The following is a 14,326-nucleotide window of genomic DNA, read 5'->3' on the forward strand; positions in this document are numbered from 1 at the left end:
TCCGTCCGTGCCGCCAACCGCGTCCCACCTCGCCTTCCCGGTGGACGTTAGCACGCCCGCACGGAATGAGTGAGTGCTCACTCGGACGTATTCCGCCGTTCCCGAGCGAACCGGCCTCACAGCATGTAGCTTCACCCTTACCGCGTGTTGCCGGGCAGCTTCGGGCGGCGTCCGCTCGGGGGGGAGGGGGACCGCATGGTGATCGCGGATCTGCTGGGCGTCACGAGGATGACGGCCGTCATGGTGAACGACCGCGGCCGCATCAGCCACTGGGACGATATCGCCGCCGACCTGTTCGGCGCCGCGCGGCCGCAGGCCCTCGGCCGCCCGCCAGGCGATCTCCTCCGGCTGCCCCGCGAGCACCGCGGCGCCTTCGAGCCGGAGGCCTTCGGGCACGTCTGGTGCGGCGCCTGCACCCTGCCGCGCGCCGACAACGGGGAGCCGGCCGAGATCGGCTGGTGGGTCTACCCCATCGACGGGGCCCCGGGCGACCACGGCGTCAGGGTGCTCGCGCTCGCCGCCGACCTGCGCAGCCTGCGCCGCGACGGGATCGGCATCACCGTCGGCGACCTGCTGCTCGCCCCGCCCGCCGGGCCCGGCCCGTCCGACGGCGCCGCCCGCCGCCCGGCCACCGTCCGGCTGCTGCGGGTCGAGCCCACGCTCGCCGGCCCGTCCCCTGACGGGCCCGACCCGTTCGCGGCCCCGTTCGCCGACCGCCTCGCCGAACTGCTGCCCGCGCTCGACCCGGCCGAGTTCGGGACGATCGCCTCGCAGGTGCTCGCCCTCGGCTGCCCGGCGGTGTCGCTGGGCCTGACCCTCCGGCTGCCCCTCGTCCCGCAGACCAGGGCCGCCCCGGCCGCCGCGCCGACCGTCCCGCTGCCCCGGCCGGCGCCGCGCACGCCGGCGGCCCTCCCGCCGCGCACCCGGCGGGGCTTCCCCCACGCGATGGAGCCGCTCGCCTTCCTCGGCGCGGCCGGCGAGCAGATCGGCAGCTCGCTCGACCACCTGCAGGCCGCCCGGACGCTCGCCGAGGTCCTCGTGCCGCGGCTCGCCGACTTCGCCGCCGTCGAACTGCTCGAAAGCGTCGTCGCCGACTCCGCCCCGCCCGCGGACGAGGTCGACGAGACCACGCCCATGCGCCGCGTCGCCGTCGCGCACAACGACGAGCCCGGGCGCTGGGACGACGCCGTCCCCGAGGACGAGCCGCTCTCCCTGCCGTCCTGCACCCCGTTCGTCCAGGCCATGCGCACCGGGCGGCCCGTGCACATCCCGCGCGTCGACGAGGGGCAGGCCGCCCGGCTCGCCGCCGCGTTCGGCGCCGGCGACCCGCGGCCGCTGTTCGCCGGGCGCGCGCTGCTGGTCGTCCCGCTGATCGCGCGGGGCCGGGTGCTCGGCACGTTCATGCTGCTCCGCAAGAAGGACCGGCACGCGTTCGACCAGCTCGACCTCGCCATGGTCGACGAGCTCGCCCGGCGCGCCGCGCTCTGCGTCGACAACGGGCGGCTGTACCGGCGCGAGGTCCAGGTCGCCGAGGAGCTGCAGCGCAGCATGCTCCCCGACGACCCGCCCGACGTCGCCGGCGCGCGCGTCCGCTACCGCTACCGGCCCGCCGGGCAGGCCGCCCAGGTCGGCGGCGACTGGTTCGACGCCATCCCGCTGCCCGGCTGCCGGCTCGGCCTCGTCGTCGGCGACGTGATGGGGCACGGCCTCACCTCCGCCGCGATCATGGGCCAGCTGCGCACCGCCGTCCGCACCCTCGCCGCCGAGGACATGCGGCCCGACCGGGTGCTGCGCCAGCTCGACGGCCTCGCCCGCCGCCTCGGCGAGGACTACCTCGCCACCTGCCTGTTCGCCGTCTACGACCCGGTCGAGCGGCGGTGCACGGTCGCCAACGCCGGGCACGTCCCGCCCGTCCTCGTCGCGGCGGACGGGGAGAGCCGCGTGCTGCCCGTCCCGCCCGGCGTGCCCGTCGGCGTCGGCGGCGAGCCGTTCGAGACGACGGAGTTCAAGGTCGAGGACGGGTCCCAGCTCGTGCTGTGCACCGACGGCCTCCTGGAACGCCGCGACCGCGACATCGACGCGGGCCTGGAGGAGTTGCGCGCCCGGCTGGCCGAGGCGTCCGGCGACCTCGACCGCACCTGCGACGACCTGATCGACGGCCTCGCCGCGCCCACCCCCGCCGACGACATCGCCATCGTCGCGGTCGGGTTCGACGGCATCCCCCTCGACGACGTCGTCACCTGGGAGCTCGAACCCGTGCCCGGCAGCGTCCCGTGGATCCGCGCGCAGGTCGGCGTCCGGCTAGCCGGCTGGGGCCTGGACGACCTCGCCGACACCGCCCGCCTGCTCGTCAGCGAACTCGTCACCAACGCCCTCGTCCACGGCGCCGGGTCGGTCGGCCTCCGCCTGATCAAGGGACGCACGCTGCTCTGCGAGGTCCACGACGACGGCGCCGACATGCCCCACCTGCGCCACACCGACGCCACCGACGAGTCCGGCCGCGGCCTCCAACTCGTCGGCCACCTCTCCACCCGCTGGGGCACCCACCGCACCGAGGGCGGCAAGGTCGTCTGGTTCGAACAACGAGTCCCACCCCGCTGAAGCCGCCACCCCAGGGGAGCGGGTCGCGGGTTTGGGAGGTAAGTGTCCCGTTCGCGCCAGATACTTTCCAACGTCCGCTTCGTTCTGATCGAAGGTGTCGCCGTTCGTCGAGGCCCACCGGGGGACGATTTGGGTGAGAAGCTGACGCTGCCGGTCCCCGAGACGCTTTACGGCACCTATGCCGTGGCGCTCGCCGAGCCGATCCGCGACCCGGCGGCGCTGGCCCGGGAGGAGGTGGCGCGGCGCACCTCGCCGCCCCTGCGTGACCTCGTCCTCGGCATGCTCGGCAGCCCCATGCTCACCCTCGACCAGCGCCCGGCGGAAGACTTCCCGCCGCTGCCCGCCGACCTGCTCGCCGCGTACGGCGGCGCCCCGTCCGAGGTGGACACCGTCGCCGCCGCGGCGCACGTCCTCGCCGTCCGCGCCGCGTACCGGCCGGGGCGGCCGCCCGCGCACGAGTGGGCCGCCCGCGCCGTCGCGGGCGCGGTCGGCGCCGCCGCGTCCGCCCCGGTGGTCGACGTCTTCACGCCGCAGGTCCTACCAAGGGACCGGCTGTTCCGCTCCCTTCCGGGGCCGGACGGCACCGTCCGGCTCACCGACTGGATGCTCCTCCCGCACACCACCGGCCGTGACGGTGCGTACATCACCACCAAGGGGCTTGCCAGGTTCGGCCTCCCCGAGCTCCAGACCGAGGACGTCCCGCCGAGCCTCCTCGAACCCTGGGGGCGCCTGCTGAACGGTCTCGCCCATCACGTACTCGACCTCTGGCTCGACGAGCTCCCCGCAGGCGAGCAGCCCCTCGTCGTCGAGATCCCCGAGGTCGTGCCCGTGGGTCTGCGGGACATCGCCGCCGCTCAGGGCGCCGACGAGCCCGCGCGGCGCGAGGTGGAGGTGCGGCTGCGCCACGACCCGTCCCCGGACCCCGTCCTCACCGTGCTGCCCGCCGAGGACGGCCCGGACCGCCTCCGATCCCTGTGCACCGCGCTGTTCGGTCCCGGATGAGCTTGCCGATGATCTTGATCTCAGCGCAGGATCGACATCGTGAGATTCGGCCCGCGCGACCGTCGCACCCCTCAGCCCGAAGACCCCGGACCCGAGGAGGCCGGCCCCGAGCCCGCACCCCGTCCAGGCCCCTACCCCGAAGACGTCCACGTGGCGGGCAAGCGGACCGCCCCGGAGCCCGCCCCGGACCCGGCCCCGGAGGAGCCGGCGGAGCCGCCGTCCGACTGGGTCCCCGTCCAGCCGCCGCCGGAACCCGCGAACGAGCCCTGGACCGCCCACGCGCCGGCGGTGCCGCCGCCGGCCCCGCTGCCCGCCGAGACACCGGCGGCCCATGACGACCCGCTGTGGACACCGCGCGAGACGCCTCCCGGTTTCGGCCTGGGCGAGACGCCGCCGGGCGAGTCCTGGACGCCCCAGGAGGCCGGGCCCGCCCCCACGGGGCGGCACGCGCGAAGCGACGACGAGCCGTTCCTGCCTGGGAAGGGGCTGTCCGTAGAGCCGCCCTCGGTGACCGCGCCGGACATTCCCGTCCAGCAGTGGGAACCGCCGCAGCGGCCCGGGCCCATGGCCGACCCCGAGCGGCGCAGGGCCATGGCGGACGCGTTCGTGGCGGAGTTCGCGGGCAGCCCCACGTGGCGGGCGACGCTGGCCGTGCTGGAGAGCGCGTTCCCCGGCCTCGGGATGGCGTCGACGCTCTCCCGCCGCACCGACGAGCTGTGGCAGACCATGGACGCCCTCGACCGGACGGCCGCGGCCAAGCTCGGCGTCCCGGCGTGGCTGGACGACGCCGGCATCGTGCTCGATCTCAGCGCCCGCCTGGGCGTGCGGGCGGTGTGGCCCCCGGCGCCCGGACTGACGCGCCCGCCGCGCGCCTCCAGGCCGTACGCGGGGGCGTTCGTGATCGACACGCTGGACCCGCTGCGCTACCACCGCGCGGTCGCCGGCCCGCGAGCGCCGCGCGACCTGCCGGGGGAGGGCGCGCTGCCGTCCCCGTCCCCGACCGAGGACGACGACAGCGGCGTCGTGATCGTCGCGAACCTGACGTCGGCGGGCGTGCGCGTGCTCGACTCGGTGGCGCTCTGGCGCTACGCGGGCCGGGTCGTCACCGGCACGGTGCGCGAGGCGGGCCGCCCCGAGACGCGGATCCGGGCGCGGCGCGCGCTGCGGGCCCTGCGGCGCGTGGTCGTCGTCGACCCGGACCTCGGGCTGGGCCTGTGCCTCCAGATCGACGCGGCCCGGGTCCCGCGATGCCTGCTGGCGTTCAGGGTGGATCGGACGGACGGAGCGCCCCGGTTCGTCCGCCCCTGATCAGTCGTCCGAACGCAGCCAGGTGAGGTCGCGCTGCCGATCGGCGGGCAGCCCGCGGATGTGCTCGACGAGCCGCCACGGCTCGGTCGGCGGCTCGCCCTCGTCCGGCAGCACGCCGCAGAGCACCGCGCTCTGGGTGCTGACCACGGCGAACGACCCGAACCGCGCGACACCGCCGCCCCGCAGCGAGGCCAGCTCGGTGAGCAGCACGGTCACCGCGGCGCCGTCCTTCGGGTCGAACAGGCCGCGCACGTAGGAGAACAGGTCCTCGGCGAGGACGTCGGGGCGCCGCCCGGACATCCGGTAGACGGTGCCCCAATAGGTGCCGGTGGCCTGCGCCGACCGCTGGTCGCGCACCCGGATGCGCAGCCCGCACTCGGCGGCGCACTGCTCGTAGGCCTCCGCGAGCAGCGCCTCGCTCTCGCCCTCCTCGCTCAGCAGCACCCCGGTGACCACGCCCTCTTCCCGGTCGAGCCGGTCGAGCATCTCGCGGTGCAGCTCCTGGACGTCCTGCTCCACCGCGTCGAGCGTCCGCGCCAGCGCGCGGTGCGAATCGCGGTCGAGGTCGACGCCCGCCAGCTCGTCGGACAGATCGCCGAACTGCTTCTCCAGCCGCTCCACCCGCCCGTTGACGGACTCCAGCCGCTCTTCGATGTCGGACGGCGCCTCGGCCTGCGGCGGCGGGATCGGAATGCCGACCGGTTCGGTCGCCTCGTCGACCACCCGTTTGAGCACGTCGTGGTCCCGCGCGAGCTCGGTCAGCTGTTTCCGCAGGTTCCGCAATTCCGCCTGGGCTTGCGGCAACCGCTTGTCGGACGCCAGGTAGAGCTCGCGCCCGGCGATCGCGAGGCAGAGCAGAACCAGGATCACGGTGGTCATGTGACTCCTCGGGAAGCAGGCTGCGCGCTCACGACGATAACCACCCCCGGCCGGATTGGCCGAGTGCGCAGCGGATCCCGTCCGAAACGCCCCTTTTTCCTTTACCCCACCGTCCCCCCGGCTACCCCCAAGATCACCCGAACAACGCCCAGAACCAAAGTCCCGGCCGCCCCCTGCAAAAGCCACCGCCCCCACCTTCCCTCACGCGGACCCGCGGGCCGACCGCGCCGGGAAGGCATCCGAGAAACCCAGTCGCGCCCCCCGCCGCAGGGCCCCGCGCCCACCGGGTCCGCCGGTCCGGTCTGCCGGGTCCGCCGCGTCCGCTAGGTCTGCCGGGTCTGCCGGGTCTGCCGCGCACGACCTGGCGCTGCCTCACGCCCAAGCCGGTCGGCAGTCGCCGAACGCGGGGCCCGGTATGGCGAGCGGCGTCTAGGTCATGCGGCCGGGTCGGGCGGCTCGGGTGGGGGTGTCAGCCGAGTTGCTCGGCCAGTGCGACGATGATTCCCTCGGGGCCGCGGAGGTAGCAGAGGCGGTAGCTGTCCTCGAACCGGGCCACCTCGCCGAGGAGTTCGGCGCCGTGGGGGCGCAGCCGGGCGATGGTGTCGTCGATGTCGTCGACGGCGAACATGACACGGTGCAGGCCCAGCGTGTTGGGCGGCGGGTTCTTCGCGCCGCCGCCGACCGCCGCGGGTGCGTGGTACTTCGCCAGTTCCAGCTTGCCGTGGCCGTCCGGGGTCCGCATCATCGCGATCTCGCTGCGGATCCCGTCGAGCCCGACGGTGCGGTCCGCCCAAAGGCCTTCGATCGGCGCCTTGACTTCCACTTCCATGCCGAGTTCCACGAAGAACGCGATCGCGGCCTCCAGGTCGTCGACGACGATGCCGACGTTGTCCATCCGCTGAATCGCCATAGCGGTTCTCCCTCTCCGTCGCGCGGCCAATCCTGGCCGCTGGTGTACCGGGGACGGAGCCGGCACCACATTCTCGACACCCGGACCATGGCGAGTTTTGGAGACCCGCCCCTGACCCCATCACCCGGGGCCCAGCCCAGCGCCGCGTCGGAATTGCTCGCGGTCAGCCGAAGAGGCCGCCTAGGAGGCCGCCGAGGATTTCGGCGGCGCCGCCGGCCAGCTCGCCTGCCACGTCGCCTGCGATGTCTCCGGCCACGCCGCCGGCGGCGTCCGCGATCATGTTGCCGGCGACGTTGCCCGCGTATCCGGCGAGGGCGTTGCCGAACGCGTCCACGGGGGCGCCGGCGACGTAGCCCGCGACGTTCTGCGCGTATCCGGCCGCGTCCACGGCGCCGAAGGCCATGCCGCCGGCGATCCCGGCCGCGGCGGCGCCGCCGACCAGGCCGGCCGCGGCGGCGCCGTGGCCGAGGTGGCGATGCCCGTGGTAGCCGGGCGGAGCGTGATGGACGTGCACCGGCGGCGGCTGCCCGTGGGCCGGGTACGGCGCGGGCCCGGGCGGCGCGGGTGGGGGCGGCCCGCCATGCGCGGGCGGCGGGTACGGCGCGGGCCCCGGCGGTGCCGGAGGCGGCGCCCCATGGGACGGCATTCCGTGCGGTGGCGCCCCGTGGGACGGCGTTCCGTGCGGTGGCGCGGGAGGCGGGGGCGCCCCGTGGGGTGGGGCCCCGTGGGGCGGTGCCCCGTGGGGCGGTGCGCCGTGCGGGGGTGCGCTGTGGGGGGCCGGAGGCGGTGCTCCGTGGGATGGCATTCCGTGGCCGGGCATGGGGGAATGCACGGGTGGGGGGAAGCCGTGTCCGGGTGCCGGGGGCATGGCGGACGGGGTCGGTGCGTAACCGGAACCGGCCATCGGTGCCGGTTGCTGCCCGGGTGCCGGTGCCGGAGGCGGGAACTGGGCGTTGCCGTGCGATCCGTATTCGCCGGGCCCGCCGTAGGACGCCGCGGGTTGTGCCGGGGACGGCGGGGGCGGCGGGAACGTCGAGGGGCCGCCGGGCGGCGGCAGCGGCGCCTGCTGCATGGCGCCGCCCTGGGCCGACGAGCCGGGCCGGGACGACCGGGGCAGCGCGGCCGCGGCCTCCAGCCACTGGCTGATCTTGGCGTTCCAGTCGGTCTCGGCGGCCTCGCCGTGCGCCACCTGGAAGACCCCGAACGACTCGTCCTGCGGGGTGTCGCGGTCCTCGGCGCGCAGCACGAAGGCCATGGCGCGCGGGCTGGCGACGAAGCTCAGCCCGACCTTGTCGATCCGTCCCTGGAAGGACTGCGGCGGGTTGAGGTGGATCTCCTGGTGGAACGGCAGCTGCTGGGAGACGCCCCGAAGCTTGGACGACTCGAACGTCACGTTGGTGATCTGGAAGCCGAGCCGGGCGATCGAGGCGAGCACCCACTGCTGGGACTCCAGCGGCTCCACCGAGATCGGGTCGATGTCGCCGGGGTCGGGCTGGCCCGCGACGTCGATCTCGGTGCACATCCCGATGGTGAAGCCGGGAAGCTCGTGGCCGAGGACGGTCGTGAACGGCAGCTCGTACGGCAGCGGGATGGAGAAGGCCAGGTCGCGCTGCCCGCCCGCGTCCAGCCGGAAGCCCCTGGTGAGGGCGCCGCGGTAGACCTCGGGCCCCGCCGTCTCGCCCCCGTGGTGCTGCATGCGCGGCATCAGCGCCAGCGTCACCTGCCGGATCTCCGCGGGTCCGGCCCCGCCGCGCAGATGCACCTTGCCCGCCACGACCCCGCCGGGCTTGCAGTTCGGCTCAGCCAGGATCGTGTCGACGGACGGCCCGCCGCCCGCCATCTGCCCGTAGGACACCGGCCGTTCCCCTCTCCCGCCCGCGAGGCGACATGCCCCGCGCACACCGCACGCACGGCCCGGGCCGCGCGCACAGCACCTTAGACACCCTCAACCATGCCACCGGTTCACCCGCTCCGGCGCCAACCCGGAATTTCCCACCCCAACCGCCCATCTGCCCCGAGCGGTGCGCCCGGCGTCTCCGGCGAGGTCGCCGCGTCCTCGCCCTTCGCGGCCCCGGCCTGGGCGGGCAGGCGCCCATCGTGGCCGTCATGGCCCGCTCTCACTACGTGCCGGCGGGAAGGTCTGGGGTGCCGACGACCTCCAGGACCTCTCCGTCGCCGACGTCCGGTTCCTCCTGGACGACTACGCCGTCAGGAACATCCTTCACCGGCTCCACCGGCCATCTCGGCAAAGTCGTCCTCGACCGCTACCTCACCGCCCGCGCCGACACCCCATCGACGCGCGCGTGGGGTCAGTCCTCCTTGGGGGTGACGGTCACAGTGGCGTAGCCGAGCTTCTCCAGGGGTTCGCGGATCTGGGCGGCGTCGCCTACGGCGATGACGGTGAGGGCCTCGGGGTCGATGTGCTTGCGGTAGGCGCGGGCCACCCCGTCGGGGGTGGAGGCGCGCACCGCGGCCAGGTAGGCGCTCGGGTAGTCGGCGCCCAGGCCGTTGGCGGACACGTCGGCCAGCTCGGCGGCCACGGCGCGGGCCGTCTCGTACTCGGCCGGGGCGCGGTCGGCGAGGGCGCGGACGGACGAGCCGTGCTCCTCGGCGTCGATGCCGCGGGACACGACGCCGCGCAGCTCGGTCAGCGCGTCGGCGACGGCGTCGGCGGTGACCTCGGTGTGGACGGCGCCCTGGGCGATGAACAGGCCGCAGTGCCGCATCCGGAGCAGGCCGGCGCGCATGCCGTAGGTGTAGCCCTTCTCCTCGCGCAGGACCGCGTTGAGGCGGGACGTGAGCCCGCCGCCGAGGACGTGCGAGGCGACCATCAGGGACGGCCAGTCGTGGTGGGAGCGGTCGGGGACGCCGTGCCCGAAGCTGAGGTAGGTCTGCACGGAGCCGGGCCGGTCGACGACGACGATCCGGGCCGCGGACTCGGGCATGATCCGGTCGGCGGTGGGGAGCGGCCCGCCCGCCCCCGCCCAGCCCTCCAGGGCGGCGGTGAGGGCGCCTTCGGCGTCCGTGCCGGACAGGTCGCCGGCGACGACCGCGGTCGCCTCCGCGGGGACCACGGAACCGTAGAAGTCGCGGACGTGCGAGCCCTGCAGCGCGCCGACCGACTCGCGGCCGCCGCCCGTCGGGCGGGAGGCCCTGGCCTGCGCCGGGAAGATGACCGAGCGCAGCTCGCGCATGGCGCGGGTGCCGGGGTCGGCGTCGTCCTGGGCGATCTCTTCCAGGCGCTCGCGGACGAGGCGGCGCACGTCGGCGTCGTCGAGCGCCGGGCGCCGCACCACCGAGGAGAACAGCTCCAGGGCATCGCCGAGGCGGGAGGTCGGGACGTCGAGGGCGACGCGCAGCGCGGTCAGGTCGGCGTGCGCGTAGAGGCTGGCGCCGAGCCGCTCGAACGCGGCGGTCAGCGCGGTGCCGCCGCCGGGTTCGGTGCCCTCCAGCAGGGCGCGGGAGGCCAGCGTGGCGACGCCGTCGAGGCCGGACGGCTCGCGGCCCGCCCCCGCGTGCAGGACGAGGCGGACCGCGGCGAGCCGGCGGCCGGGCAGGTCGCAGCGGAGCGTGGCCGGGCCGGCCGGGACGCGGCCCGCCGTGCCGGCCGGGAACGTCCAGGCCGGGACGGGCCCGGGGACGGGACGGGGCTGCAGTGCAAGGCCGCTGCTCACGAGGTGCCTCCGTAGGTCAGGGCGGTGCGGGCGCCCGGGGCCAGCCAGCGGCCGGCCATCTCCTTGATCGCGTCACCGGTGACCGCGGCGGCGCGGCCGGGGGCGGTGAAGACCCGGGCCGGGTCGCCGAACTGCGTCGCGTTCTGCGACAGCGCGTTGGCGAGGCCCGTCACCGTCTCGGTCTGCTCCAGGAAGCCGCGCTCGGCCTGGGCGGTGGCGCGGGCGGTCTCGTCGTCGTCGGGGCCCTGCGCGGCGAAGCGTTCGAGCTCCTCGTCCAGCACGGCGGCGATCTTCTCGGGCTCGGGGCCGACGGCGTCCACGATCGCCAGGGACGGGCCGGACGCGAGCCGCGTGACCCCGGCCCACACCTCGGTGGCGATCTGGTCGCGCCGCACCATCCGGTCGTAGAGGCGGGAGCCGGAGCCGCCGCCGAGGATCTCGACCGCGAGTTCGGCGGCCTCGATGTCGTCGCCGCCGTCGGTGGGCAGCGTGAACATCGCGAAGTAGGCGGGGGAGGGGACCTCCTCGTCGAGCGACTCGCCGCGGACGCCGCTCAGCGGCCCGAGCTCGCCCGGCCGCGCGGCGGGCCTGGCCGGACCGGCCGGGATGCCGCCGAAGTAGCGCTCGACGGCATCCAGGGTCTTCGCGGGGTCGACGTCGCCCACGACGGACAGGACGGCGTTGCCCGGCGCGTACCAGGTGGCGAAGAAGTCGGTGCAGTCGTCGAGGGTGGTGGCGTCCAGGTCTTCCATGGAGCCGATCGGGGTGTGCGCGTAGGGGTGGCTCTCCGGGAACGTCAGCGCGCACAGCCGCTCGAAGGCCGTCCCGTAGGGCTGGTTGTCGTAGCGCTGGCGCCGCTCGTTCTTCACCACGTCGCGCTGGTTGTCGAGGTTGGCCTGGGTCAGCGCGGCGGGGAGCGTGCCCATGCGGTCGGCCTCCAGCCAGAGCGCGAGCTCCAAATGGCTGACCGGCACCGTCTCGTAGTAGTTCGTGCGCTCGAAGGACGTGCTGGCGTTGAACGCGGCGCCGGCGCTCTCCAGCAGTGCGGCGTGCTCGCCCTCGGCCACGTTCGCCGAGCCCTGGAACATCAGGTGCTCGAAGAGGTGGGCGAGCCCGGTGCGGCCGGCCCGCTCGTGCCGCGAGCCCACCCCGTACCAGATGTTCACGGCGGCCAGAGGTACGACGTGGTCTTCGCAGACCACCACGCGCAGGCCATTGCCGAGCGTGTGCTCATGCAGCGGCTGTTCTGCCACGGAGGGCTCCCGTCCGTTCGATGGGCCGGACAGCACCGCGCGTCGGGGGGACCCCAGGCGGCGGGCTTGATCTCGGTCTCACCGTACCGGGTGCGCCCGACGCGGGGCGCGCCGACGGAAACTGTGGATAACCCGCGCCCATCGAACGGCGCGAGCGCGTGCGAAGCAGGTCGGCGGGGGTCAGGAGGACGCGGCGGCCTCGTGGGCCGCGATGGCGTCCTCCAGGGAGCGGTGCAGGACGAAGATCTTGGTGAGCTGGGTGACGTGGAAGACGCGCCGCACCCGGTCGTTGACGCCCATGAACGACATCGAGCCGTCCCGCGCGCGGAGCCGGTGGTAGATGCCGACGAGCACACCGAGCCCCGTGGAGTCCAGGAAGGTCACCTCGCCGAGGTCGATGACCAGGTGCGCGCCGCCGTTGTCGATGATGTCGAGCAGGGCCTCGCGCAGCCGGGGGCTGGTGAAGACGTCGATCTCACCGCTGATCTTCACGACCGTGAGGCCCTTCTCGACGCGATGCTCGACGGCGAAGTCCACCGGTGCTCCTCTCTGTCCCGCGTCTTGTCAAGCCCTAGAGAAGTTCTAGGCCCTCGCAGGGGGAACTCAATTGTTACCCCGGTCGCGGGCCGTTACGCCCGCCGATCCGGTTGCGCTCGTCAAGGGGACCGGAAGAGCGCCCAAACGACCTTCCCGTGGGGGAGGGCCCGCCACCCCCACCGGACGCTGAACGACTCGACGAGATGCAGGCCGCGGCCGGTCTCGGCGATGTAGTCGGGTTCCTTGCGGCGGGGCGCCGACCGGCTCGCGTCCATGATCCCGCAGAGCAGCCACGGCGCCTCGTGCCCGAGCCGCAGCCGGATGGCGGACGGCGCGGAGCCGAGCGGGTCGGCCGGGTCGTCGTACACGCCCTCGCGGTGCACGTCGTCGCCCGGCCACCCGCCGGCCGTCCCGCCGCTGTGCCGCAGCGCGTTCGTGACGAGTTCGGAGACGACGAGGCCGACGTCGTCGGAAAGCTCGGACAGGCTCCACTCGGCCAGCCTGGAGATGGCGAAGTGCCGGGCCTCGGTGACCGATTCCGGATCGGGCTGCACGGTGAACGAGACCGTGGACCCCCGCAGTTCCGTCAGCGCCGTGACGGCCTTGTCCAGGCGGGGAGGCAGGTCGAAGGACTCCGGGACCTCCGTCGAGCGCCCAGCGTGGGCCCGTGGGTCGTCCGGCCCCGCGAGAGGGCCGAGCTCCCACCGCGTGTCGTCGTGCGCGTGGCGTGACGTCATTCCACCGGACCCCGCAGAGTGATCTCGTTGTGCAGCCGTGGCTCGGAAGTCTCGTGCGTTATCCTGCGCATCGTAGCGTGCGAATGCAAGGCCCAATGCACGTGCATCCGCGTTGTGAGGGTGCGGGGCGACGCGGATGCGCGCGGAAGATCGGAGGTAACCGCAGGACGCTGAGGCCAGTGGCACACTAGGTTCGCTGTCCGCCGAATAGCCGGGAGGTTGGGCGTGACTCCAGAGACGCCGGGAAGCGGGTCGACGGTCCGTCGGATCCTGCTCGGGTCGCAGCTTCGCCGTCTGCGCGAGCAGAAGGGCGTGACCCGTCAGGACGCCGGCTACGTCATCCGTGCGTCGGAGTCGAAGATCAGCCGCCTCGAGCTCGGCAGGGTCAGCTTCAAAGAGCGAGACGTGGACGACCTGCTCACGTTGTACGGCGTCAGCGACAAGACGGAACGCGAGGCGCTGCTACAGCTTGCGCGGGAGGCCAACACCCCCGGTTGGTGGCACCGGTACAACGACGTGTTGCCCGGCTGGTTCCAGACCTATGTGGGCCTGGAGGAGTCGGCGGCGCTGATCCGCACGTATGAACTGCAGTTCGTCCCGGGACTGCTGCAGTCGGAGGGGTATGCGCGTGCGGTGATCCGCCTGGGCAACGCCGGGGCCGCCGAACACGAGATCGACCAGCGAGTGGAACTGCGCCTGCAACGTCAGGAACGCCTCACGGGCCCGGACGCGCCGCGCCTGTGGGCCGTGGTTGACGAGGGGGCGCTGCGGCGCCCCATCGGCGGACCTGAGGTGATGCGGGGCCAGTTCGAGCACCTCATCGAGATGTCGAAACTGCCCAACGTCACCATCCAGATCATGCCGTTCAGGTTCGGAGGCCACGCGGCCGAGGGGGGCGCCTTCACGATCCTGCGTTTTCCCGAGCAGGATCTGCCGGACGTGGTTTACGTCGAGAACCTCACCGGCGCGATGTACCTGGACAAGCGCGACGATGTCGACACCTATCTCCAGGCGATGGAACGCCTGTGTGTCGACAGTGCGACCCCGGAGCGCACCGTCGAGCTTCTCGGTGATCTTCTCAGAGAGACATGATGCTCCAGACCGATTACGACAACGGGATGCCGGCCGCCGAGCTCCTCGGAGCGCGATGGCTCAAGTCCCGGCGAAGCAACTCCCAGGGGAACTGTGTGGAAATCGCCGAACTGCCCGGTGGGCAGGTCGCGATGCGCAACTCCCGCCATCCCGAGGGCCCGGCCCTCATCTACACCCGCCCCGAGATAGAAGCGTTGATCCTTGGTGCCAAGGACGGCGACTTCGACCATCTCATCGCCTCCCACAACTGAACCGAGAGTGGCCGGGTCGGCACCGGTGCAGCCGAGTCGACCCGACCGCCCGCACGCTACAGAGGCCACCCCAGGCGCGAGG

Annotated in this window: 12 protein-coding genes; 5 read left to right on the top strand and 7 right to left on the bottom strand. The window is 73.9% G+C overall.

Features of this window, described 5'->3' with window-relative positions; genetic code table 11:
* Window positions 1–195: 195 nt before the first annotated feature.
* The 3 genes from AB0C21_RS25530 (at window position 196) to AB0C21_RS25540 (ending at window position 4,911) form a co-directional block, all read left to right on the top strand.
* Entirely contained in the window at window positions 196–2,601 is a 2,406-nt protein-coding gene (locus tag AB0C21_RS25530; RefSeq protein ID WP_500207450.1) for a SpoIIE family protein phosphatase, read from the top strand.
* Window positions 2,602–2,730: 129 nt separating this feature from the next.
* Window positions 2,731–3,603 carry a hypothetical protein gene (locus AB0C21_RS25535; RefSeq protein ID WP_500207451.1) on the top strand — a complete coding sequence of 291 codons (873 nt, stop codon included), beginning with the start codon at window positions 2,731–2,733 and terminating at the stop codon, window positions 3,601–3,603.
* A gap of 39 nt (window positions 3,604–3,642) precedes the next feature.
* Complete coding sequence (locus AB0C21_RS25540) at window positions 3,643–4,911, top strand: hypothetical protein (RefSeq protein ID WP_500207452.1); 1,269 nt, start codon at window positions 3,643–3,645, stop codon at window positions 4,909–4,911.
* Here the strand turns inward: AB0C21_RS25540 and AB0C21_RS25545 are convergent, their stop codons facing one another.
* The 7 genes from AB0C21_RS25545 to AB0C21_RS25575 all read right to left on the bottom strand — a co-directional run bounded on the left by AB0C21_RS25545 (window position 4,912) and on the right by AB0C21_RS25575 (window position 12,901).
* Window positions 4,912–5,790, bottom strand: a complete 879-nt coding sequence (locus AB0C21_RS25545; RefSeq protein WP_500207453.1) for a hypothetical protein — start codon at window positions 5,788–5,790, stop codon at window positions 4,912–4,914. It abuts the gene before it with no gap.
* A gap of 469 nt (window positions 5,791–6,259) precedes the next feature.
* Window positions 6,260–6,685, bottom strand: a complete 426-nt coding sequence (locus AB0C21_RS25550; RefSeq protein ID WP_500207701.1) for a VOC family protein — start codon at window positions 6,683–6,685, stop codon at window positions 6,260–6,262.
* A gap of 178 nt (window positions 6,686–6,863) precedes the next feature.
* A complete protein-coding gene (locus AB0C21_RS25555; RefSeq protein WP_500207454.1) occupies window positions 6,864–8,555 on the bottom strand; it encodes a sporulation protein in 1,692 nt (563 codons plus the stop codon).
* A gap of 454 nt (window positions 8,556–9,009) precedes the next feature.
* Window positions 9,010–10,374 (bottom strand): M16 family metallopeptidase, encoded by a 1,365-nt coding sequence (locus AB0C21_RS25560; protein ID WP_500207455.1) that lies wholly within the window; start codon window positions 10,372–10,374, stop codon window positions 9,010–9,012.
* Window positions 10,371–11,627, bottom strand: a complete 1,257-nt coding sequence (locus AB0C21_RS25565; protein WP_500207457.1) for a M16 family metallopeptidase — start codon at window positions 11,625–11,627, stop codon at window positions 10,371–10,373. The genes AB0C21_RS25560 and AB0C21_RS25565 overlap by 4 nt, the downstream gene beginning before the upstream one ends.
* Window positions 11,628–11,807: 180 nt before the next feature.
* Window positions 11,808–12,164: an STAS domain-containing protein gene (locus AB0C21_RS25570; RefSeq protein WP_149261123.1), complete on the bottom strand. Its 357-nt coding sequence runs from the start codon at window positions 12,162–12,164 to the stop codon at window positions 11,808–11,810.
* 119 nt (window positions 12,165–12,283) lie between these two features.
* Entirely contained in the window at window positions 12,284–12,901 is a 618-nt protein-coding gene (locus AB0C21_RS25575) for an ATP-binding protein (RefSeq protein WP_500207459.1), read from the bottom strand.
* Window positions 12,902–13,126: 225 nt separating this feature from the next.
* On the opposite strand from AB0C21_RS25575, the gene AB0C21_RS25580 reads away from it, so the two are divergent.
* Window positions 13,127–13,993 carry a Sco1979 family transcriptional regulator gene (locus AB0C21_RS25580; RefSeq protein WP_171069264.1) on the top strand — a complete coding sequence of 289 codons (867 nt, stop codon included), beginning with the start codon at window positions 13,127–13,129 and terminating at the stop codon, window positions 13,991–13,993.
* On the top strand, window positions 13,993–14,244 hold the full coding sequence (locus AB0C21_RS25585) for a DUF397 domain-containing protein (RefSeq protein WP_149261266.1): 252 nt from the start codon (window positions 13,993–13,995) through the stop codon (window positions 14,242–14,244). Before AB0C21_RS25580 ends, AB0C21_RS25585 begins: the two co-directional genes overlap by 1 nt.
* Window positions 14,245–14,326 lie beyond the last annotated feature (82 nt).

The organism is Spirillospora sp. NPDC049024, from assembly GCF_040649235.1.
Classification (GTDB): domain Bacteria; phylum Actinomycetota; class Actinomycetes; order Streptosporangiales; family Streptosporangiaceae; genus Spirillospora.